The sequence below is a fragment of the Streptomyces sp. NPDC038213 genome (genome assembly GCF_055600495.1).
On sequence record NZ_JBVJYM010000010.1, the window covers coordinates 113,491 to 133,222 of the forward strand.

Genomic DNA, 19,732 nt, shown 5'->3' on the forward strand with positions numbered 1-19,732 from the left:
CATGCAGGAGCACGTGGTGATCGAAGAAATCCTCCTCGAGGCCGAGGAGAAGATGGAGAAGGCCGTCGTGGTGGCCAAGGAGGACTTCGCCGCGATCCGCACCGGCCGTGCGCACCCGGCGATGTTCAACAAGATCGTGGCCGACTACTACGGCGCCCTGACGCCCATCAACCAGCTGGCGTCCTTCTCGGTGCCCGAGCCGCGCATGGCCGTGGTCACCCCGTTCGACAAGAGCGCCCTGCGCAACATCGAGCAGGCGATCCGCGACTCCGACCTCGGCGTCAACCCGAGCAACGACGGCAGCATCATCCGGGTCAACTTCCCGGAGCTGACCGAGGAGCGCCGCCGCGACTACATCAAGGTCGCCCGCACCAAGGCCGAGGACTCGAAGGTCTCCATCCGCTCCGTGCGCCGCAAGGCCAAGGACGCCCTCGACAAGCTCGTCAAGGACAAGGAGTCCGGCGAGGACGAGGTGCGCCGCGCGGAGAAGGAGCTCGACGACACCACCGCGAAGTACGTCGCGCAGGTCGACGAGCTGCTGAAGCACAAGGAAGCCGAGCTCCTCGAGGTCTGATGAACGACTCTCCCTGGGCGGCCGCGCCGGGCGCCGGACTCTCCGGCGGCCGGCCGCCGTCCGATCCGGGGCCCGTCCCTGCGCCGGTACCGGCGGGTCCCGCCTACGATGCGCTGGAGGGCCCGCACACTCGGCCCATGCCCATCGTGCCCGACGGCTTCGGAGACCACGAAGCACGCGACCGGGGGGCCGCCCAGCCGGGCGGTCCCCCGTTCCGCGACGAGACGCCGCCGCAGGAGCCCATGCCCACGCCGCCCCCGCCCCAGGCCCCGCAGGCCGCGCAGCCGCCGCAGAAGAAGCGCGCGGGGCGGGACCTGCGTGCCGCCATAGGGGTCGGCGTCGGCCTCGGTGCGGTGATCTTCGCCTCGCTGTTCATCGTGAAGGCGGTCTTCGTCGGCGTCGTCGTCGTCGCGGTCGTCGTCGGCCTCTGGGAGCTGACCTCCCGGCTGGCCGAACGCAAGGAGATCAAGGCCCCCCTGGTGCCGCTCGCCCTGGGCGGCGCCGCCATGGTCGTCGCCGGGTACGTCCGGGGACCCGAGGGGGCCTGGGTCGCCATGGCCCTCACGGCGCTCGCGGTGCTGGTCTGGCGGATGACGGAACCCCCCGAGAACTACCTCAGGGACGTCACGGCCGGCGTGTTCGCGGCGTTCTACGTGCCCTTCCTGGCCACGTTCGTGGCGATGCTGCTGACCGCCGACGACGGACCGCAGCGCGTGGTGACCTTCCTCGTGCTGACCGTCGTCAGCGATACCGGCGCGTACGCCGTCGGCTGGCGCTTCGGCAAGCACAAGCTCGCCCCGCGCATCAGCCCCGGGAAGACCCGCGAGGGGCTGTTCGGGGCCGTGGCCTTCGCCATGGCCGCCGGCGCGCTGTGCATGGAGTTCCTGATCGACGGCGGCGCCTGGTGGCAGGGGCTGCTGCTGGGGCTCGCGGTCGCGGTCAGCGCCACGCTCGGCGACCTCGGCGAGTCGATGATCAAGCGGGACCTCGGCATCAAGGACATGGGGACCCTGCTCCCGGGCCACGGCGGCATCATGGACCGGCTCGACTCCCTGCTGCCCACCGCCCCGGTGGTGTGGCTGCTGCTCGCCGCCTTCGTCGGCACGGGCTGAGCGGTACGGGTACGCGGTACGGGCCCCGGCCCGCACCGCCCCGCCGACCCGGTGGCGGACCGCTTCCGCGCGTCACGCAAACCGGGCACTGTATCCTGAAGGGCGCGCCACTTCCGAGTGGCGCGCCCTTCTCCGTCCCGCGACCGCGCGGACGGACCCCGTGAGGTCTCCCGGCTCCGGTTCTCGAGCCACCCGTCCGCCCCGCACCGCCGCGGGGGCGCGCCAGGCCTCGACCCACCGAGGAGTACCGTTCATGGCCCCCCGTCCCGCCCCGGGCGAGCTGACCTTCGTCGCGCCCCGCGGAGCCAAGAAGCCGCCGCGCCACCTGGCCGACCTCTCGCCCGCCGAGCGCCGCGAGGCCGTCGCCGCGATCGGCGAGAAGCCCTTCCGGGCCAAGCAGCTCTCGCAGCACTACTTCGCGCGCTACGCCCACGACCCGGCCGAGTGGACCGACATCCCGGCCGCGTCCCGCGAGAAGCTCCGCGAGGAGCTCCTGCCGGACCTGATGTCCGTGGTCCGGCACATCAGCTGCGACGAGGACACCACCCGCAAGACCCTGTGGCGGCTCCACGACGGCACGCTCGTCGAGTCCGTGCTGATGCGCTACCCCGACCGGGTCACCATGTGCATCTCCTCGCAGGCCGGCTGCGGGATGAACTGCCCCTTCTGCGCCACCGGCCAGGCCGGCCTGGACCGCAACCTGTCCACCGCCGAGATCGTCCACCAGATTGTCGACGGGATGCGCGCCCTGCGCGACGGCGAGGTCCCCGGCGGCCCGGCGCGGCTGTCCAACATCGTCTTCATGGGCATGGGCGAGCCGCTGGCCAACTACAAGCGGGTCGTCGGCGCCATCCGCCGGCTGACCGACCCCGAGCCCGACGGCCTGGGCCTGTCCCAGCGCGGGATCACCGTCTCCACCGTCGGCCTGGTGCCGGCCATGCTGCGCTTCGCCGACGAGGGCTTCAAGTGCCGCCTCGCGGTCTCGCTGCACGCCCCCGACGACGAGCTGCGCGACACCCTCGTGCCCGTGAACACCCGCTGGAAGGTCCGCGAGGTGCTCGACGCGGCCTGGGAGTACGCCGAGAAGTCCGGCCGCCGGATCTCCATCGAGTACGCCCTCATCCGCGACATCAACGACCAGGCCTGGCGCGGCGACCTGCTGGGCCGCCTCCTCAAGGGCAAGCGGGTGCACGTCAACCTCATCCCGCTCAACCCGACCCCGGGCTCCAAGTGGACCGCCTCCCGCCCGGAGGACGAGCGGGCCTTCGTCCAGGCCATCGCCAACCACGGGGTGCCGGTCACGGTCCGCGACACCCGCGGCCAGGAGATCGACGGCGCCTGCGGGCAGCTCGCCGCGGCCGAGCGCTGAGGCCTCCCGCGGGCGGGTGTCCGCGGGGGCGTCCGCACTGCGGGAGCAGCGGAAGCGGCGGATCGGGCCCGGGGTACCCTGGGCCCGAACCAACTGCATATTCCGACAGGGGAGCGCCACAGCGCTGAGAGTGCGGCATCCGTCAGTCCGCAGACCCTCTGAACCTCGCCCGGGTCATTCCGGGTAGGGAGTTCGGTCTTCACACCTCAAGCTGTTGCGCCCTGCGCCGGCGTCCGCTCTCCATGAGCGCCGGGGCGGGGCCGCGTCTTCTCCTGGTCACTCCAGGAGGAATGTCTCGTGAGCACCACCAAGAAGACGGCGGCCGTCGCGCTCGCCGCGGCCCTCGGGGCCGCCGCCCTCGCCGCGTGCGGCGGGGAGTCCGGCAGCGGCGGGACCGCCGCATCCGGCTCCGCCTCGGGCGCGCCGAAGAAGTCCACGACCGTCACGCTCGTCAGCCACGACTCCTTCAACGCCACCCCGGCGGTCCTGAAGGAGTTCGAGAAGCAGAGCGGCTACACCGTCAAGGTCCTCAAGAGCGGGGACGCCGGCACCGCCCTCAACCAGGAGATCCTCACCAAGGGCTCGCCCCGCGGCGACGTGTTCTTCGGCGTGGACAACACCCTGCTCTCGCGCGCCCTCGACAACGGGATCTTCACCCCGTACGAGGCGAAGGGCCTGGCCGCCGTGGGCGGGCAGTACCAGCTCGACAAGGCGCAGCACCGGGTCACGCCCGTCGACTCCGGCGACATCTGCGTCAACTACGACAAGAAGTACTTCGCGGACAAGAAGATCGCCCCGCCGCAGACGCTGGACGACCTGGTCAAGCCCGAGTACAAGGACCTCCTCGTGGTCGAGAACGCCGCGACCTCCTCGCCCGGCCTCGGCTTCCTCCTCGCCACCGTCGGCAAGTACGGCGAGCAGGGCTGGGAGGGATACTGGGGCAAGCTGAAGGCCAACGGCGTCGAGGTCGTCGACGGCTGGGAGCAGGCGTACAACGAGCGCTTCTCCGGCTCCGCGGGCGGTAAGAAGGCCAAGGGCGACCGCCCGCTGGTGGTCTCGTACGCCTCCAGCCCGCCGGTCGAGGTGCTCTACGCCGAGCCGCAGCCCAAGGAGGCCCCGACGGGCGTCGCCACCGGCACCTGCTTCCGCCAGACCGAGTTCGCGGGCCTGCTGAAGGGCGCGAAGAACGAGGCGGGCGGCAAGGCCCTGCTGGACTTCCTGGTCAGCAAGACGTTCCAGGAGGACATGCCGCTCAACATGTTCGTGAACCCCGTGGTCGAGGGCGCGGCCCTGCCCGAGCTGTTCACCCAGCACGGCGCCGTGGTGGACAAGCCCTGGGACGTGGCCCCGGCCGAGATCGCCGAGAACCGCGAGCAGTGGGTCAAGGCATGGACCTCGACCGTCCTGAAGTAGGACGGGACACCCCGGCGGCGGCTCCGGCAGCCCCGGCGCGGCCGGACACGGCCCTCAGGCTCGCCCTGATGGCCCTCCCGCTCGCCTTCTTCGGGCTCTTCTTCGCCTATCCCGTGGCCGCGATCGTCGGCCGCGGGTTCAAGACGGACTCGGGCTGGCACTTCGGCCGGATCGGCGAGGTGCTGGCCCGGCCGGACATCGGCGGGGTGCTCTGGTTCACCACCTGGCAGGCGCTGGCCTCCACGGTGCTGACCCTGCTGGTCGCGCTGCCGGGGGCGTACGTCTTCGCGCGCTTCTCCTTCCCCGGCAAGCAGCTGCTGCGGGCGGTGGTCACCGTGCCGTTCGTGCTGCCGACCGTCGTGGTGGGCACCGCCTTCCTGGCCCTGGTGGGCCGCGGCGGGCTCCTCGACGAGCTGGCGGGCGTACGGCTCGACACCACGGTGTGGGCCATCCTGCTGGCCCACGTGTTCTTCAACTACGCCGTGGTCGTGCGGACCGTCGGCGGGCTGTGGGCCCAGCTGGACCCGCGGCAGGAGGAGGCCGCCCGGGTGCTGGGCGCCGGGCGGTTCGGGGCCTTCCGCAGGGTCACGCTGCCCGCGCTCGGCCCGGCCGTGGCCGCCGCCGCGCTGATGGTCTTCCTGTTCACGTTCAGCTCCTTCGGCGTCGTACAGATCCTGGGCGGTCCGGCGTACTCCACGCTGGAGGTCGAGGTCTACCGGCAGACCGCGCAGCTGCTCGACCTGCCGACCGCGGCCGTGCTCACGCTCGTGCAGTTCGCGGCGGTCGGGGCGATCCTCGCCGTGCACGCCCGCACCGTGCGCCGCCGCGAGAGCGCGCTCGCGCTCGTCGACCCGGCCCGCACCTCGCACCCCCCGCGCGGCGCCGCCCAGCGGGCCCTGCTCGGCGGGGTGCTGCTGAGCGTGGTCCTGCTGGTCCTGCTGCCGCTGGGCGTCCTGGTGGAACGGTCCTTCGACACCTCGGAGGGCTACGGGCTCGGCTTCTACCGGGCCCTGCAGGACGCGGACGCCACCGGGACCTTCCTCGTGCCCCCGCTGGAGGCCATCGGCAACTCCCTGGAGTACGCCCTCGCGGCCACCGCCATCGCCCTGCTGATCGGCGGGCTGGCGGCCGCGGCGCTCACCCGGCGGGCCGGCCGGCTGGTGCGCGGGTTCGACGCCCTGCTCATGCTGCCCCTCGGGGTGTCCGCGGTGACGGTCGGCTTCGGCTTCCTGATCACCCTGGACGAGCCCCCGCTCGACCTGCGGACCTCGTGGATCCTGGTGCCGCTGGCGCAGGCGCTGGTCGGGGTGCCCTTCGTGGTGCGGACCATGCTGCCCGTACTGCGGGCCGTGGACGGGCGGCTGCGCGAGGCCGCCGCGGTGCTCGGCGCCTCCCCGTGGCGGGCCTGGCGCGAGGTGGACCTGCCGCTGGTGCGGCGGGCCCTGCTGGTCGCCGCCGGATTCGCCTTCGCCGTCTCCCTCGGCGAGTTCGGCGCGACCGTCTTCATCGCGCGGCCGGACCACCCGACCCTGCCGGTGGCCGTGGCCCGGCTGCTGGGCCGGGCGGGCGAGCTGAACTACGGGCAGGCGATGGCCCTGAGCACCATCCTCATGCTGGTGTGCGCCGCCGCGCTGCTGGCGCTGGACCGCCTGCGCCCCGACCGAACCTCCGGAGAGTTCTGATGACGCTGCAGCCGCTGCTCGCGACCGAGGGGGCGACCGTGCGGTTCGGCGGCCGGGCCGTCCTCGACTCCGTGGACCTGTCGGTGGCCGAGCACGAGACCGTCTGCGTGCTCGGCCCCAGCGGCAGCGGCAAGTCCACCCTGCTGCGGGCGGTGGCCGGGCTCCAGCCGCTCACCGCGGGCCGGATCCGGCTCGCCGGGGCCGACCAGGCCTCCGTACCCGTGCACCGGCGCGGGGTCGGGCTCATGTTCCAGGACCACCAGCTCTTCCCGCAGCGGGACGTCGCCGGAAACGTGGCCTTCGGGCTGCGGATGCACGGCGTGGACCGGGCCGGACAGCAGCGGCGGGTCGCCGAGCTGCTGGAGCTCGTCGGACTGCCCGGGGCCGGGGGCCGGGCCGTGGCCGCCCTCTCCGGCGGGGAGCAGCAGCGGGTGGCGCTGGCCCGGGCCCTGGCCCCGCGGCCCCGGCTGCTGATGCTCGACGAGCCGCTCGGCCAGCTCGACCGGGGGCTGCGGGAGCGGCTCGTGGTCGAACTGCGCGCGCTGTTCGGGCGGCTCGGCACCACCGTGCTCGCCGTCACCCACGACCAGGGCGAGGCCTTCGCGCTCGCCGACCGGGTCGTGGTGATGAAGGACGGCCGGATCGCGCAGGCGGGCACCCCCCTGGAGGTGTGGCAGCGCCCGGCCTCGGAGTTCGTGGCCCGCTTCCTCGGCTTCGACAACGTCGTGCCCGCCGCCGTGGCCGCGGGCGCCGCCGCCACCCCCTGGGGCCGCATCCCCGTACCCGACGGCACCCCCGACGGGCAGCGGCGGCTGCTGGTCCGCCCGGCCGGGGTGCGGCTCGTCCCCGCGGGTCAGGGGCTGGAGTGCACGGTGGGGGCCCGGACCTTCCGGGGGACGCACGTGGCGCTCCGGCTGCGCCCGGCGGACGGCGGGCCGGTCCTGGAGGCCGAGTGCGAGCTGCGCGAGGCGCCCGCGGCGGGGGACCGGGTGGCCGTGGCGTTCAGCGCGTCCGAGGTCGTGGTGCTGCCGGAGGGCTGAACCGGTCAGCGGCGGGCGGGGGCCCCGGCCGGTACGGGGGCTCCGCGGGCCTCCCCGGGGTCCCCGGCACCGGGTTGCTGCGGCCCGGCCCCCTCGTGGTTGCCGAACCAGGCCACCGCCACCGCTCCCGCCACGGCCAGCACGAAGCCGAGTACGGCCAGCCAGGCGTACCCCGGCCGGGAGGCGTCCCCGAGCCACAGCACGCCGATCGCGCCGGGCAGCACGGTCTCGCCGACCACCAGCGCGGCCGTCGCGCCGTTCACCGAGCCGATCTGGAGGGCCACGGTGTGCAGGTACATGCCCACCGAGCCGGCCAGCACGATCGCGTACAGCGCCGGGTCGGCGAGCAGGACGGCCGGGTCGAAGGGGTCGATCCCGTCGAGGATGCGCACGCCCACCCCGAGCGCGCCGAAGCCCAGGCCGGAGAGCAGGCCCGCCAGGATCGCGGCCCGCGCGCCCAGGAGGCGTACCGCGACCGTGCCGCCGCCCATCAGCAGGACGGTGACGGCGAGCAGCCACCAGTGGGTGGCCGCCGGGGCGTGCCGGTCGCCCTCGTGGCCCGCGGCGCTCCCGAGGAGGACGAGCGCGGCGCAGACCGTCGCGATGGACGCCCACTCCCTGCGGCTGAGCCGCAGGCCGAGCAGTTTCACGCCGAGGACGGCGGTGACGACCAGGTTGGCGCTGATCACCGTCTGGGAGAGGAAGAGGGGCAGCAGGCGGGCGGCGAGCGCGCCCAGCCCGAAGCCGATGAAGTCCAGCACGGTCCCGGCGATGAACTCCCAGGTGGTCGCGGCCTTCGCGGTGGAGGACAGGCTGGGGCCGCCGTGCTGGGTGCGGGTGCCGGCGCGGGCCGCTTCCAGGCGGGCGGACCTGCGGGATCCGAGGGCCTGGAGGACGGATCCCGTGCCGTAGCAGAGCGATGCCGCGATGGCGGTGAGCAGGCCTATGAGCACCGGGGGCTCCGTTCGGGTCGGGCAGGGTGTGCGGACGTACCTCTGCCAGACGGGAGAAGAGGGCCCCGAGTTGCCTCGGATGCGCACAAACCGTGCGGGGAGTTCCGGCGGCGGGCCGCGGCCCCGGGGTCAGGAGAGGGCCGCGAGGGCCGCCGGGGCCTCGTCCACCGACTCCACCAGGGCGATCCGGTCCGCCATCGGGCGCCCGGCGGCCAGGGACCGCAGCAGCGGCCAGGCGGGCAGGGTGCGGGTCCAGTGCTCCCGGCCGACCAGGACCATGGGGGCGGGCTCGCCGCGCGAGGAGTAGTAGTTCGGGGTCGCCGCGGTGAACACCTCCTGCACGGTGCCCGCCGCCCCCGGCAGGAAGACCACGCCCGCGTTCGCGCGGGCCAGCAGGCCGTCCTCGCGGGTCGCGTTGGCGAAGTACTTCGCGATGCGGCTCGCGAACGCGTTCGGCGGCTCGTGCCCGTAGAACCAGGTCGGGATGCCCACCGAGTCCCCGCCGTCCGGCCACTGCTCCCGCACCTCGAAGGCCGCCCGCGCCCAGTCCGTCACCGAGGGGGTGAAGGAGGGGGCCGCCGCCAGCAGCTCCAGGGCCCGGGGCAGGGCCCCGTCCCCGTACGGGGCGAGGTACGCGCCCAGGTTGGCGGCCTCCATCGCGCCCGGGCCGCCGCCGGTGGCCACGGTCAGCCCGGCGCGGGCCAGCGCCCGGCCCAGCCGGGCCGCGCCCGCGTACTCCGCGCTGCCGCGGGCCAGGGCGTGCCCGCCCATCACCCCGGCCACCCGGACCCCGGCCAGGTGCTCGTCCAGGGCGTCCGAGACCGAGTCGTCGTGGATCGCGCGGAGCATGGAGGAGAGCACGTCGCCGTCCCCGGCGCTGGTCTTCGCCCAGTCGTAGGCGAGGGCGTCGGTCGTGGCCGCGTACCCCTGCTCCAGCCCGTCGAAGAGCTCCTGCGGGGTGTACAGCACCCCGCGGTACGGGTTGAAGGGCAGGTCGGGGACGGGTGGGAAGACCAGCGCCCCGTCCGCCCGGACCTTCGCGGCGGCGTCCGGCTCCATCGGGCAGCCGAGGAACACGGCGGCCGTCGCGTCCGCCGACAGCAGGGCGAGGGTGCGCCCGCGCAGGTCGACCGACTGGATGCGGCAGCCGGCCAGCGAGCCGCGGGCCGCCGCCCGGTCGAACTCCGCCAGGGTCTCGATCTCGGTGTCTGCAGGATGCCCGTACGCCACCCGGCAAGCCTAACGAGGGGCCCCAGGCCGCGGCCCGCCGAGGCCGGGGCCCCGCGCCTCAGCCGCCCAGGGCCGCCAGTGCGGGCCGGGCGGCCGCCCAGGCCAGCGCGGACCAGCACACCAGCAGGACCGCGATCCGCACGGCCGCCGCCGCCCGCAGCACCCCGGCGGGTGTGCCCAGCTCCAGCAGGTCCTGGCGGGTCCGCGCCCGGGCCTGCCGCGCCTCCACCGCCGTGACCAGCACCGTCGCCGCCGCGCAGAGCAGGACGAGGAGCGCGGCCGGCAGGGTCAGCGGGCCCAGCAGGGCCGCGGAACCGGGGGCGCCGGAGCGCCCCGGCAGCCCCGCCGCGCTCGTCCCGGCCGCCGCCACCGCGCACAGCACCCCGAGCGGGGGGCCGATCCGGGGGGCCTCCTCCTGGAGGGAGCGGCCGGCGAGCAGGCGTACCGCGCCCGGCCGGACGAGCTGCACCGCGGCCCCGCAGCCGTGCACCACGGCGGGACCGGCCAGGGCCAGCCCGGCGGCGGCCAGGGTCCATCCGGCCAGCATCCCGGCCGGGCGCGGTCCGGCGTACCCGAGCACGGCCAGTCCGGTGGCCAGCAGGGCCACGCCCCAGGGGAGCTGCTGCTGCGGGGCGCGGGCCGGGGCGGTGCGGGGCCGCAGCGCGAGGGCCGTGGCGGCGGCCGCGGCGAGCGGGGGCAGGGCCAGCAGGGTCAGTGCGGCCGGTACGGGCAGGGGCCGGTCCGCGTGGAGCAGCGAGCCGCCTGCCCCGTCGAAGGGCAGTCCGCCGATGTCGCCGCGCAGGTGGAGGAAGGCGAGCAGGGCCAGGGCGCTGCCGAGGGTGCAGGCGACGGCGGTGGAGACGGCGCCGACGAGGGCGAGCCGGACCGGGCCGAAGCCCAGGACGGAGAGCCCGTCGCGGGTCCGGGCCGCGGGGTCGGCGCGGGCCACGGCCACGGCGAACTGCACGGTCGCGGCCAGGGGGACGAGGCACCACAGCAGCCGGGGTGCGGAGCCGTCGGGGCGGGCGACCGCGGCGGCCAGGATGTACAGGAGCAGGAAGCCGGTGCCGGCGGAGGCGGCCGCGACCAGCAGCCGGCGCAGCTGTGCGAGCGGGCGGGAGCCGCGGACTAGGCGGAGAGCGAGCACGCGGTGCGGCCTTCCGCGTCGGCGGGGAGCGCGGCCCCGGGGCTGCCGGCGAGCCGGCCGTCGGACAGGGCCAGGGTGCGGTCGGGTCCGGCGGCGGCGACGGCCTCCCCGTCCTGGGCGGTGAGGACCACGGTGACCTCGTGGGAGCGGGCCGCGGTGGTGAGGGTGCGCAGCAGCTGGGCGCCCTCGGCCCGGTGCAGCGGGGCGGCCGGCTCGTCGGCGAAGACCACGGCGGGTTCGGCGACCAGGGCGCGGGCCAGGGCGACGCGCTGGGCCTGGGAGCGGTCGAGGGAGCCGGGGCGGCGGCGGGCGCAGCCGCCGATGTCGAGGCGGTCCAGCCATTCGGCGGCCGCCCGCTTGGCGGCCCGGTGGGGGCGGCCGGCCAGCAGCAGCGGCAGGGCGGCGTTCTCCCACACGTTCAGTTCGGGGACGAGCTGGGGCTCGGGGCCGATCCAGCCGAAGCGGTCGCGGCGCAGCCGCTCCCGGTGGAGGGCCCCCATGGTGTGCACGGGGACGCTGTTGAACCACACCTCGCCCTCGGCGGGCAGCAGCCGGCCGGAGAGGCAGTGCAGCAGGGTGGTCTTCCCGCTGCCGCGGGGTCCGGTGATCGCGAGCACCTCGCCGGCGCGGATCCCGAGGGAGATCCCGGCGAGGGCGGGCGAGGGGCCGTGGGCGTAGTGGAGGGAGCGTGCCCAGAGCACGTCGTTGTCCGGCGGGGCCACCATGGCGTACACCTCGGTTCGGCGGGGACGATGCGACTGCGGACCGGAGGAGACGGCCCGGTCCGCCCGTCCGGGGGAACGAACGCGGAGCCGATCGGTCACGCGGGCGGTCTCCGGGCACCGTAAGGAGACGGTGCGCCGTACGCCGACAGCACACGGCCCGGACGCGGCCGTTCTCACTCGAACGGGCGTATCCGGGCCGTGTGGGGGCATGACGGCGGTGAGGGTGGCCGTCATGGGCTCGCCGGGATCCGCAACATCCCGGGGGGAGCCTGGCTCGCCGGGCGGGACGGGTGCCCGGCGAGACGGGGGAGGGTTACAGCTTGGTCCAGGCCTCGGTGAGCACCGAGCGCAGGATGCCTTCGATCTCGTCGAAGGTGCCCTGGTCGGAGATCAGCGGCGGGGCCAGCTGGATGACCGGGTCGCCGCGGTCGTCGGCCCGGCAGTACAGGCCGTTCTCGAAGAGCGCCTTGGAGAGGAAGCCGTAGAGCACGCGCTCGGTCTCCTCGTCCGTGAAGGACTCCTTGGTGTTCTTGTCCTTGACGAGCTCGATGCCGTAGAAGAAGCCGTTGCCGCGGACGTCGCCGACGATCGGCAGGTCGTGCAGCTTCTGCAGCGTCGAGAGGAAGTTGCCCTCGTTGTCCAGCACGTGCTGGTTGAGGCCTTCCTTGTCGAAGATGTCGAGGTTCGCCAGGGCCACGGCGGAGGACACGGGGTGGCCGCCGAAGGTGTAGCCGTGGAGGAAGGTGTTCTCGCCCTTGTAGAAGGGCTCGGCGATGCGGTCCGAGACGATGCAGGCGCCGATCGGGGAGTAGCCCGAGGTCATGCCCTTGGCGCAGGTGATCATGTCCGGCACGTAGCCGAACTTGTCACAGGCGAACATCGTGCCGAGGCGGCCGAAGGCGCAGATGACCTCGTCGGAGACGAGCAGCACGTCGTACTCGTCGCAGATCTCGCGGACCCGCTGGAAGTACCCGGGCGGCGGCGGGAAGCAGCCGCCGGCGTTCTGCACCGGCTCCAGGAAGACGGCCGCGACGGTGTCGGGGCCCTCGAAGAGGATCTGCTGCTCGATCTGGTCGGCGGCCCAGCGGCCGAAGGCCTCGGGGTCGTCGCCGTGGATCGGGGCGCGGTAGATGTTGGTGTTGGGGACCTTGTGGGCGCCCGGTACCAGCGGCTCGAAGGGGGCCTTCAGGGCCGGCAGGCCCGTGATGGACAGCGCGCCCTGCGGGGTGCCGTGGTAGGCGACCGCGCGGGAGATGACCTTGTACTTGGTGTGCTTGCCCTTGAGCTTGAAGTACTGCTTGGCGAGCTTCCAGGCGGTCTCGACGGCCTCGCCGCCGCCGGTGGTGAAGAAGACCTTGTTCAGGTCACCCGGGGCGTAGTGCGCGAGGCGCTCGGCGAGCTCCACGGCCTTGGGGTGGGCGTAGGACCACACGGGGAAGAACGCGAGGTCCTGGGCCTGCTTGTAGGCGACCTCGGCCAGTTCCTTGCGGCCGTGGCCGGCGTTGACCACGAACAGGCCGGCGAGCCCGTCGAGGTAGCGCTTGCCCTTGTCGTCGTAGATGTAGGTGCCCTCGCCCCGCACGATGGTGGGGACGGGGGAGTTCTCGTACGAGGACATGCGGGTGAAGTGCATCCACAGGTGGTCGTACGCGGTCTTGGACAGGTCCTGGCTCACGGCTATCGGGTTCCCCACATGTAGGTCTGCTTCTTCAGCTTCAGGTAAACGAAGCTTTCGGTGGAGCGCACGCCGGGGAGCGTGCGGATCCGCTTGTTGATCGTCTCCAGCAGGTGGTCGTCGTCCTCGCAGACGATCTCCACCATCAGGTCGAACGAGCCCGCGGTCATCACCACGTACTCGCACTCGGCCATTGCGGTCAGCGCGTCGGCCACCGGGTCGAGGTCCCCCTCGACGTTGATGCCGACCATCGCCTGGCGCCGCAGGCCCACCGTGAGCGGGTCCGTGACGGCGACGATCTGCATGACGCCCTGGTCGAGCAGTTTCTGGACCCGCTGGCGCACGGCGGCCTCCGACAGGCCGACGGCCTTGCCGATTGCTGCGTACGGACGGCGGCCGTCCTCCTGCAGTTGCTCGATGATCGCCAGGGACACAGCATCGACCGAAGGGGACGTCTGTCTGTTCCTGGCATCTGTGCTTCGACTGACCACGAGCTCACTCTGCACGAGGAGTCAGCAGTTCCGCAACCCGGAATCAATGAAATCCGTTGTTCGGGAGATCGGATCCAACTGATTTCGTAGTTGGTGACGTCTGGCTCTGTCGAAAGCGTCGGCTCAGGGGTTAGGCTGGGGAACTGTCTCACTCATTGGACATGTGATCAGGAGAGTGGCTGTAGTGACCACCGAACTGCGTCGTCTGCGCAACTACATCGGCGGAGAGTTCAGGGACGCCGCCGACGGGCGGACCACCGAGGTGGTCAACCCCGCCACCGGCGAGGTCTACGCGACGGCTCCGCTGTCCGGCCAGGCCGACGTGGACGCGGCCATGGCCGCCGCCGCTGCCGCCTTCCCGGGCTGGCGCGACACCACCCCGGCCGAGCGCCAGAAGGCCCTGCTCAAGATCGCCGACGCCTTCGAGGCCCGCGCGGACGAGCTCGTCGCCGCCGAGTCGGAGAACACCGGCAAGCCGCTGGGCCTGACGGCCAGCGAGGAGCTGCCGCCCATGGTCGACCAGCTCCGGTTCTTCGCCGGCGCCGCCCGCATGCTCGAGGGCCGCTCGGCCGGCGAGTACATGGAGGGCATGACCTCGATCATCCGCCGCGAGCCCGTCGGCGTCTGCGCCCAGGTGGCGCCGTGGAACTACCCGATGATGATGGCCGTGTGGAAGTTCGCCCCGGCCATCGCCGCGGGCAACACCGTGGTGCTCAAGCCCTCGGACACCACCCCGGCCTCGACCGTCCTGATGGCCGAGATCATCGACTCCGTGCTGCCCAAGGGCGTCTTCAACGTCATCTGCGGCGACCGCGAGACCGGCAAGGCCATGGTCGAGCACTCCACCCCCGCGATGGCCTCCATCACCGGCTCCGTACGCGCCGGCATGCAGGTCGCCGAGAGCGCCTCGAAGGACGTCAAGCGCGTCCACCTGGAGCTCGGCGGCAAGGCCCCCGTCGTCGTCTTCGAGGACTGCGACATCGCCAAGGCCGTCGAGGACATCGCGGTGGCGGGCTACTTCAACGCCGGCCAGGACTGTACGGCCGCCACCCGCGTGCTCGTCCACGAGTCCATCCACGACGAGTTCGTCACCGCCCTCGCCAAGGCCGCCGCCGACACCAGGACCGGCCAGCCGGACGACGAGGACGTGCTCTACGGCCCGCTGAACAACCCGAACCAGCTCAAGCAGGTCGCGGGCTTCATCGAGCGCCTCCCCGCCCACGCCAAGGTCGAGGCGGGCGGCCACCAGGTCGGCGAGAAGGGCTACTTCTACGCCCCGACCGTCGTCTCCGGCCTCAAGCAGGACGACGAGATCGTCCAGAACGAGGTCTTCGGCCCGGTCATCACCGTCCAGTCCTTCACGGACGAGGCCCAGGCCGTCGCGTACGCGAACGACGTCGAGTACGCCCTCGCCTCCTCCGTCTGGACCAAGGACCACGGCCGCGCCATGCGCATGTCCAAGGCCCTCGACTTCGGCTGCGTGTGGATCAACACCCACATCCCGCTCGTCGCCGAGATGCCCCACGGCGGCTACAAGAAGTCCGGCTACGGCAAGGACCTCTCCGCCTACGGCTTCGAGGACTACACCCGCATCAAGCACGTGATGACCTCGCTGGGCGGCTGACACCCGGCCGGGAGCCGGTCCGCGCCTGACGCGTGATCAACCCCGTTCCCCGGAGGGGCGGGCAGTAGACACCTTGTCTATTGCCCGCCCCTCCTGCGTGAGCCGAACCTGTGCGCATGCCCGTACGCACCGCACCCCGCGCCCCCGCCCGCCGGGGAATCCCCCGCCGCACCGCGCTGCGCGGACTCGGCTCGGCCGGACTGCTGGCCGCCCTGGCCGGCTGCGGGGTCCCCCCGGCCTTCATCGAGGAGGAGGACCGGTCCGCGGCCGACCGCTCGGACCGGGACCGGACCGTCTCCTTCGCCAACTGGCCCCTCTACATCGACACCGACGACGAGGACGAGACCCGCCGCCCGACCCTGGAGTCCTTCACCGGGCGCACCGGCATCCGGGTCCGGTACACCGAGGAGATCAACGACAACGACGAGTTCTTCGGCAAGGTCGGCCCGGCCCTCATGAACGGCCAGGAGACCGGCCGCGACCTCGTCGTGGTCAGCGACTGGATGGCCGCGCGGTTCGTCCGGCTCGGCTGGGCGCAGGAGATGGACCGCGCCGCCCAGCCCAACGTCGCCCGCCACCTCGACCCGCAGCTGCGCTCGCCCGCCTTCGACCCCGGCCGCGCCCACACCGTCCCCTGGCAGTGCGGGATCACCGGGATCGCGTACAACCGCAGGAGGCTGGGGCGCGAGCTGAAGTCCACCGCGGACCTGTGGCGCCCCGAGCTGGCGGGCAAGGTCACCCTGCTGTCCGGGCTGGACGAGTCCTTCGCGCTGCTCATGCAGGGGGACGGCGTGGACGTGACCCGCTGGACCGAGGCGGACTTCCACCGGGTGTGCGACCGGGTCGAGGACCTGGTCCGCCGGAAGCACATCCGTCGCTTCACCGGCAACGACTACATCAAGGACCTGTCCACCGGCGACGTCCTGGCCTGCCAGGCCTACTCGGGGGACGTGATCCAGCTGCAGGCCGACGACCCCGACATCGAGTTCGTGGTGCCCGAGGAGGGCGCGGAGCTGTGGGCGGAGAGCCTGCTCATCCCCAACCTCGCCCCGCACAAGGCCAATGCGGAGGCCCTCGTCGACCACTACTACGACCCGCAGACCGCCGCCGAGCTCGCCGCCTGGGTCAACTACGTCTGCCCCGTGCCCGCCGCCCGCGACGTGCTCGCGGACTCCGACGACGAGGAGACCGCGGCCCTCGCCGAGGACCCGCTCATCTTCCCGGACGGGCCGATGCGCAAGCGGCTCGCCGTGGCCCGGGACATCTCCCCGGCCGAGCGGCGGACCCTGGCCCGGCGGTGGAACGGCATCGTGGGCCTGTGAGGCGGCCGCGCCGTCAGAGGCCGGCCGCCGCCCGGACCGCCGTCAGGGCGTCCACGCGGTTCGTGGTGATCGAGTCCACGCCCGCGTCGATCAGGCGGCGCATCGTGCGCCGGGTGTCCGCCGTCCAGGCGGAGACCAGGAAGCCGTCCGCGTGCAGGGCCGCGGTCAGCTCCGGGCTGAGCAGCCCGAAGCGGTAGTTGAGCCAGCGCGGGGCCAGCGCGTCCACCAGGGTCCGGCTGGGCGGGCACAGCGAGGTCCAGCTCAGTGCGATCTCCGCCCCCGGGTCCGCCGCCCGGACGGCGAGCATGGTGTCAGCGCCCGCGCAGTAGTACGCGCGGTCGCGGGCCCCGCACTCGCGGACCTGGCCCACCACCGTCCTGACCCCCGCGGCCGTGGCGCCCGGCAGGTCGATCATCACCCGGCCGGCCCCGGTGGCCATCAGCGCCTCGCGCAGGGTGGGGACCCCGCCGCCGGTCAGCTCCCGCAGCCGCTCCGCCGTCACGGAGTCCACCCGCGCCTCCCGCCCCCACAGCCGGCGCAGGTCCTCGTCGTGCAGCAGGACCGGCACCCCGTCGCGGGTGAGCCGCACGTCGATCTCGACCGCGTCCGCTCCGCGCGCGAACGCGGAGCGGAGCGAGGCGAGGGTGTTCTCGCGGGCGGCGTACGGGTCTCCGCGGTGGCCTACGGCCGTCAGGGTGCGCATGTCCCCATTCTGGCGGTGCGTCAGCGGGCGAGCCAGGCGGCCGTGTACGTGTCGATCTCCGCGGCCAGGCGGGCCTTTCCGGCCGGGTCGAGGAACGAGGCCTCGACGGCGTTCTTCGCGAGGCCGGCGAGCCCGCGCTCGTCCAGGTCCAGCAGCCGGGCGGCCACCGCGTACTCGTTGTTGAGGTCGGTGCCGAACATCGGCGGGTCGTCGCTGTTGATCGTCACCGGCACCCCGGCCGCCACCATCTCCCTGAGCGGGTGCTCCTCCAGGGTGGCCACCGCGCGGGTCGCGATGTTCGAGGTCGGGCAGACCTCCAGGGCGATCCGGTGCTCCGCCAGGTACGCCAGCAGCCCGGGGTCCCGGACGGAGCTGGTGCCGTGGCCGATGCGCTCGGCGCCCAGCTCGCGGATCGCGTCCCAGACGGTCTCCGGACCGGTGGTCTCGCCCGCGTGCGGGACGCTGTGCAGGCCGGCCGCCCGGGCCCGGTCGAAGTACGGCTTGAACTGCGGGCGCGGTACGCCGATCTCCGGGCCGCCGAGGCCGAAGGAGACCAGGCCCTCGGGGCGCAGGTCCACCGCGAGCCGCGCGGTCTCCTCGGCGGCGGCCAGGCCGGCCTCGCCGGGGATGTCGAAGCACCAGCGCAGGACGACCCCGAGCTCGGCCTCGGCGGCCTTGCGGGCGTCCTCGATGGCCTCCATGAACGCCTTCTCCTCGATGCCGCGGCGCGTGGAGGAGTAGGGGGTGATGGTCAGCTCGGCGTACCGGATGTTCTGCCGGGCCATGTCGCGGGCGACCTCGAAGGTCAGCAGCCGGACGTCCTCGGGGGTGCGGACCAGGTCCACCACCGACAGGTACACCTCGATGAAGTGGGCGAAGTCGGTGAAGGTGAAGTAGTCGGCGAGGGCCTCGGGGTCGGTGGGCACCTTCGAGTCGGGGTGCCGGGCGGCCAGTTCGGCGACGATGCGGGGGGAGGCCGAACCGACGTGGTGGACGTGGAGCTCCGCCTTGGGCAGCCCCGCGATGAACGGGTGCAGATCGGGCATGAGGGCCTCCGGGTGACGGGTGCGGGCAGGTCGGGATCATCGTAGGCAGCCGGGGGAGCCGTCCGGGGCAGCCCTTAGCATGGCCCGAGGAGAGGGGGGCCTGAACACATGTCCGACCAGCACGAGGGACCCGCACGCAACGAGCCCGCGGACCCCTGGGCGCCGCCGGAGCCGGGCGTCACTCCGGGCAAGTCCGGCGCACCGGGCGCGGCCGTACCGCAGCCGCCCTCCGTCCACGACCAGCCCACCCAGGCAGGCAACACCCCCGGTCCGGCCACCCCGGCGTACGGCTATCCGGCCGACCCCGCGCCCGGCACCGGCCCGGCCCCCGCCGCGCCCGCGTACGGCTACCCGGCCGCGCCCCAGGCCCCGTACGGCAGCGGGCCCGGCTACGGCTATCCGGCCGCGCCCCCCGGCGCGTACGGCGCCCCCGGACCCGGCCACGGCGCCGCGCAGCCCGCGCACCCCGCCGGGGCCCCGCCCTACCCGTGGGGCCCCGCCACCCCCTCCCACCTGCAGCCCGGCTTCTACGGGTACCTGCCGCCGGCCGGGGACGGCAGCCCGCCCCCGGACAACTCGCTGTGCAACGCCGCCCTCTGGCTGGGCATCTGCTCCGTCGCCGTCTTCTGCACGGGCTTCCTCAGCCCCGTGCTCGGCATCGCCGCCGTGGTCTGCGGGGTGCTCGGGCGCGCCCGGTACCGGCGGGGCACCGCCACCGAGGGCGGCAAGGCGCTCGCCGGGATCATCCTGGGCGCGGTCGGCATCCTGATCGGCACCGTCATCGTGGTGGGCCTGGTCATCGGCATCGCGACCTCCACGGAGGACGGCGGACAGAACCCGGCGCCGCCGGAGCACTCCACCGAGCAGGTCGTCCACCCCTCCGGCTGAGCCCCCGGCCGGGCCGCCCCCTCCAGGCCCGGGCCCCCTGGCTCAGCCGCCCGCGGCCAGCCGCTCCCGCGCCTCCATCAGGGCGAAGCCGAGCAGGTTGAGCCCGCGCCAGCGGGCCGGGTCGCCGGCCCGCTCGTCGTCGGCGGCCAGGCCGATGCCCCAGATCCGGTCCACCGGCGAGGCCTCGACCAGGACCCGCCCGCCGGTGCCCAGGAGGAAGGCGGTCAGCTCGGGGGAGGAGGCGAACTTGTGCACGCTGCCCTCCACCACGATGCCGAAGCGCTCCCGCTCCCAGACCGCGTTGTCGAACCGGCGCACCAGCCGCCCGGCCTTCTTCGCCTCCGCGGGCGTACGGGCGGACAGGACGGCCTCCAGGGCCTCCCCGTCCCCGAACAGCCGGGCCTTCTCCGCCATCATCCAGTGCTCGGCCGTTGCATACGTGACGTCACCGACGGTGAAGGGGGAGGGCCACCATTGGCTCAGACAGCCCGCCCCGAGACTGCCGTCGGGCCGCGGGCGGTGTCCCCAAAACGGCAGGTACTTCACCCGGACACCGGCGTTGACCTGCCCGATCAGCTTGTCGATCATCTCCATGCACGCGAGTCTGGCAGTCGCCACTGACACTTCGTACGGGATTTTCGGATCGACGCGACACATGGTCGACCGATTCCGTCGCGTAATCAAAAGGCAACCACGGAATCACTTGGCGGAGGGGAACACCTCTGCCAGGATCGGCAC

At 73.5% G+C, this 19,732-nt stretch carries 18 protein-coding genes; 9 read left to right on the plus strand and 9 right to left on the minus strand.

Annotation, left to right across the window (positions count from 1 at the left end):
• Window positions 1–16 precede the first annotated feature (16 nt).
• The 6 genes from frr (at window position 17) to ACZ7JZ_RS17395 (ending at window position 7,190) form a co-directional block, all read left to right on the plus strand.
• Window positions 17–574 (plus strand): ribosome recycling factor, encoded by a 558-nt coding sequence (frr, locus tag ACZ7JZ_RS17370; protein WP_030758692.1) that lies wholly within the window; start codon window positions 17–19, stop codon window positions 572–574.
• Window positions 574–1,686: a phosphatidate cytidylyltransferase gene (locus ACZ7JZ_RS17375; protein ID WP_470939559.1), complete on the plus strand. Its 1,113-nt coding sequence runs from the start codon at window positions 574–576 to the stop codon at window positions 1,684–1,686. Before frr ends, ACZ7JZ_RS17375 begins: the two co-directional genes overlap by 1 nt.
• 253 nt (window positions 1,687–1,939) lie before the next feature.
• A complete protein-coding gene (gene rlmN / locus ACZ7JZ_RS17380) occupies window positions 1,940–3,055 on the plus strand; it encodes a dual-specificity RNA methyltransferase RlmN (protein WP_470939561.1) in 1,116 nt (371 codons plus the stop codon).
• A 297-nt stretch (window positions 3,056–3,352) separates the two neighbouring features.
• Window positions 3,353–4,468, plus strand: a complete 1,116-nt coding sequence (locus tag ACZ7JZ_RS17385) for a thiamine ABC transporter substrate-binding protein (RefSeq protein WP_470939564.1) — start codon at window positions 3,353–3,355, stop codon at window positions 4,466–4,468.
• Window positions 4,469–4,536: 68 nt separating this feature from the next.
• A complete protein-coding gene (locus tag ACZ7JZ_RS17390) occupies window positions 4,537–6,150 on the plus strand; it encodes an ABC transporter permease (protein ID WP_470939774.1) in 1,614 nt (537 codons plus the stop codon).
• Window positions 6,150–7,190 carry an ABC transporter ATP-binding protein gene (locus ACZ7JZ_RS17395; protein WP_470939567.1) on the plus strand — a complete coding sequence of 347 codons (1,041 nt, stop codon included), beginning with the start codon at window positions 6,150–6,152 and terminating at the stop codon, window positions 7,188–7,190. The genes ACZ7JZ_RS17390 and ACZ7JZ_RS17395 overlap by 1 nt, the downstream gene beginning before the upstream one ends.
• A 5-nt stretch (window positions 7,191–7,195) precedes the next feature.
• Here the strand turns inward: ACZ7JZ_RS17395 and ACZ7JZ_RS17400 are convergent, their stop codons facing one another.
• The 6 genes from ACZ7JZ_RS17400 to ACZ7JZ_RS17425 all read right to left on the minus strand — a co-directional run bounded on the left by ACZ7JZ_RS17400 (window position 7,196) and on the right by ACZ7JZ_RS17425 (window position 13,411).
• Complete coding sequence (locus ACZ7JZ_RS17400) at window positions 7,196–8,143, minus strand: DMT family protein (protein WP_470939570.1); 948 nt, start codon at window positions 8,141–8,143, stop codon at window positions 7,196–7,198.
• A gap of 129 nt (window positions 8,144–8,272) precedes the next feature.
• A complete protein-coding gene (locus ACZ7JZ_RS17405; RefSeq protein ID WP_470939573.1) occupies window positions 8,273–9,373 on the minus strand; it encodes an LOG family protein in 1,101 nt (366 codons plus the stop codon).
• Between the two features lie 58 nt (window positions 9,374–9,431).
• Window positions 9,432–10,520 (minus strand): hypothetical protein, encoded by a 1,089-nt coding sequence (locus tag ACZ7JZ_RS17410; RefSeq protein ID WP_470939576.1) that lies wholly within the window; start codon window positions 10,518–10,520, stop codon window positions 9,432–9,434.
• Window positions 10,502–11,245, minus strand: a complete 744-nt coding sequence (locus ACZ7JZ_RS17415; RefSeq protein ID WP_470939579.1) for an ABC transporter ATP-binding protein — start codon at window positions 11,243–11,245, stop codon at window positions 10,502–10,504. The genes ACZ7JZ_RS17410 and ACZ7JZ_RS17415 overlap by 19 nt, the downstream gene beginning before the upstream one ends.
• 313 nt (window positions 11,246–11,558) lie before the next feature.
• Entirely contained in the window at window positions 11,559–12,938 is a 1,380-nt protein-coding gene (locus ACZ7JZ_RS17420; RefSeq protein ID WP_470939582.1) for an aspartate aminotransferase family protein, read from the minus strand.
• Entirely contained in the window at window positions 12,923–13,411 is a 489-nt protein-coding gene (locus tag ACZ7JZ_RS17425; RefSeq protein WP_470939585.1) for an Lrp/AsnC family transcriptional regulator, read from the minus strand. Before ACZ7JZ_RS17425 ends, ACZ7JZ_RS17420 begins: the two co-directional genes overlap by 16 nt.
• Before the next feature lie 184 nt (window positions 13,412–13,595).
• On the opposite strand from ACZ7JZ_RS17425, the gene ACZ7JZ_RS17430 reads away from it, so the two are divergent.
• Both ACZ7JZ_RS17430 and ACZ7JZ_RS17435 read left to right on the plus strand, forming a co-directional pair.
• Window positions 13,596–15,035 (plus strand): gamma-aminobutyraldehyde dehydrogenase, encoded by a 1,440-nt coding sequence (locus ACZ7JZ_RS17430; protein WP_470939588.1) that lies wholly within the window; start codon window positions 13,596–13,598, stop codon window positions 15,033–15,035.
• A 116-nt stretch (window positions 15,036–15,151) separates the two neighbouring features.
• Window positions 15,152–16,357 (plus strand): ABC transporter substrate-binding protein, encoded by a 1,206-nt coding sequence (locus tag ACZ7JZ_RS17435; RefSeq protein WP_470939591.1) that lies wholly within the window; start codon window positions 15,152–15,154, stop codon window positions 16,355–16,357.
• Between the two features lie 13 nt (window positions 16,358–16,370).
• On the opposite strand, the gene ACZ7JZ_RS17440 is transcribed toward ACZ7JZ_RS17435, so the two are convergent.
• Both ACZ7JZ_RS17440 and ACZ7JZ_RS17445 read right to left on the minus strand, forming a co-directional pair.
• Window positions 16,371–17,060: a glycerophosphodiester phosphodiesterase gene (locus ACZ7JZ_RS17440; protein WP_470939594.1), complete on the minus strand. Its 690-nt coding sequence runs from the start codon at window positions 17,058–17,060 to the stop codon at window positions 16,371–16,373.
• Window positions 17,061–17,080: 20 nt separating this feature from the next.
• Window positions 17,081–18,106: an adenosine deaminase gene (locus ACZ7JZ_RS17445; protein WP_470939596.1), complete on the minus strand. Its 1,026-nt coding sequence runs from the start codon at window positions 18,104–18,106 to the stop codon at window positions 17,081–17,083.
• Between the two features lie 108 nt (window positions 18,107–18,214).
• Between ACZ7JZ_RS17445 and ACZ7JZ_RS17450 the strand changes: the two genes are divergently transcribed.
• Window positions 18,215–18,994, plus strand: a complete 780-nt coding sequence (locus ACZ7JZ_RS17450) for a DUF4190 domain-containing protein (protein WP_470939599.1) — start codon at window positions 18,215–18,217, stop codon at window positions 18,992–18,994.
• Between the two features lie 42 nt (window positions 18,995–19,036).
• On the opposite strand, the gene ACZ7JZ_RS17455 is transcribed toward ACZ7JZ_RS17450, so the two are convergent.
• A complete protein-coding gene (locus tag ACZ7JZ_RS17455; RefSeq protein WP_470939602.1) occupies window positions 19,037–19,588 on the minus strand; it encodes an NADAR family protein in 552 nt (183 codons plus the stop codon).
• Window positions 19,589–19,732: the final 144 nt, after the last annotated feature.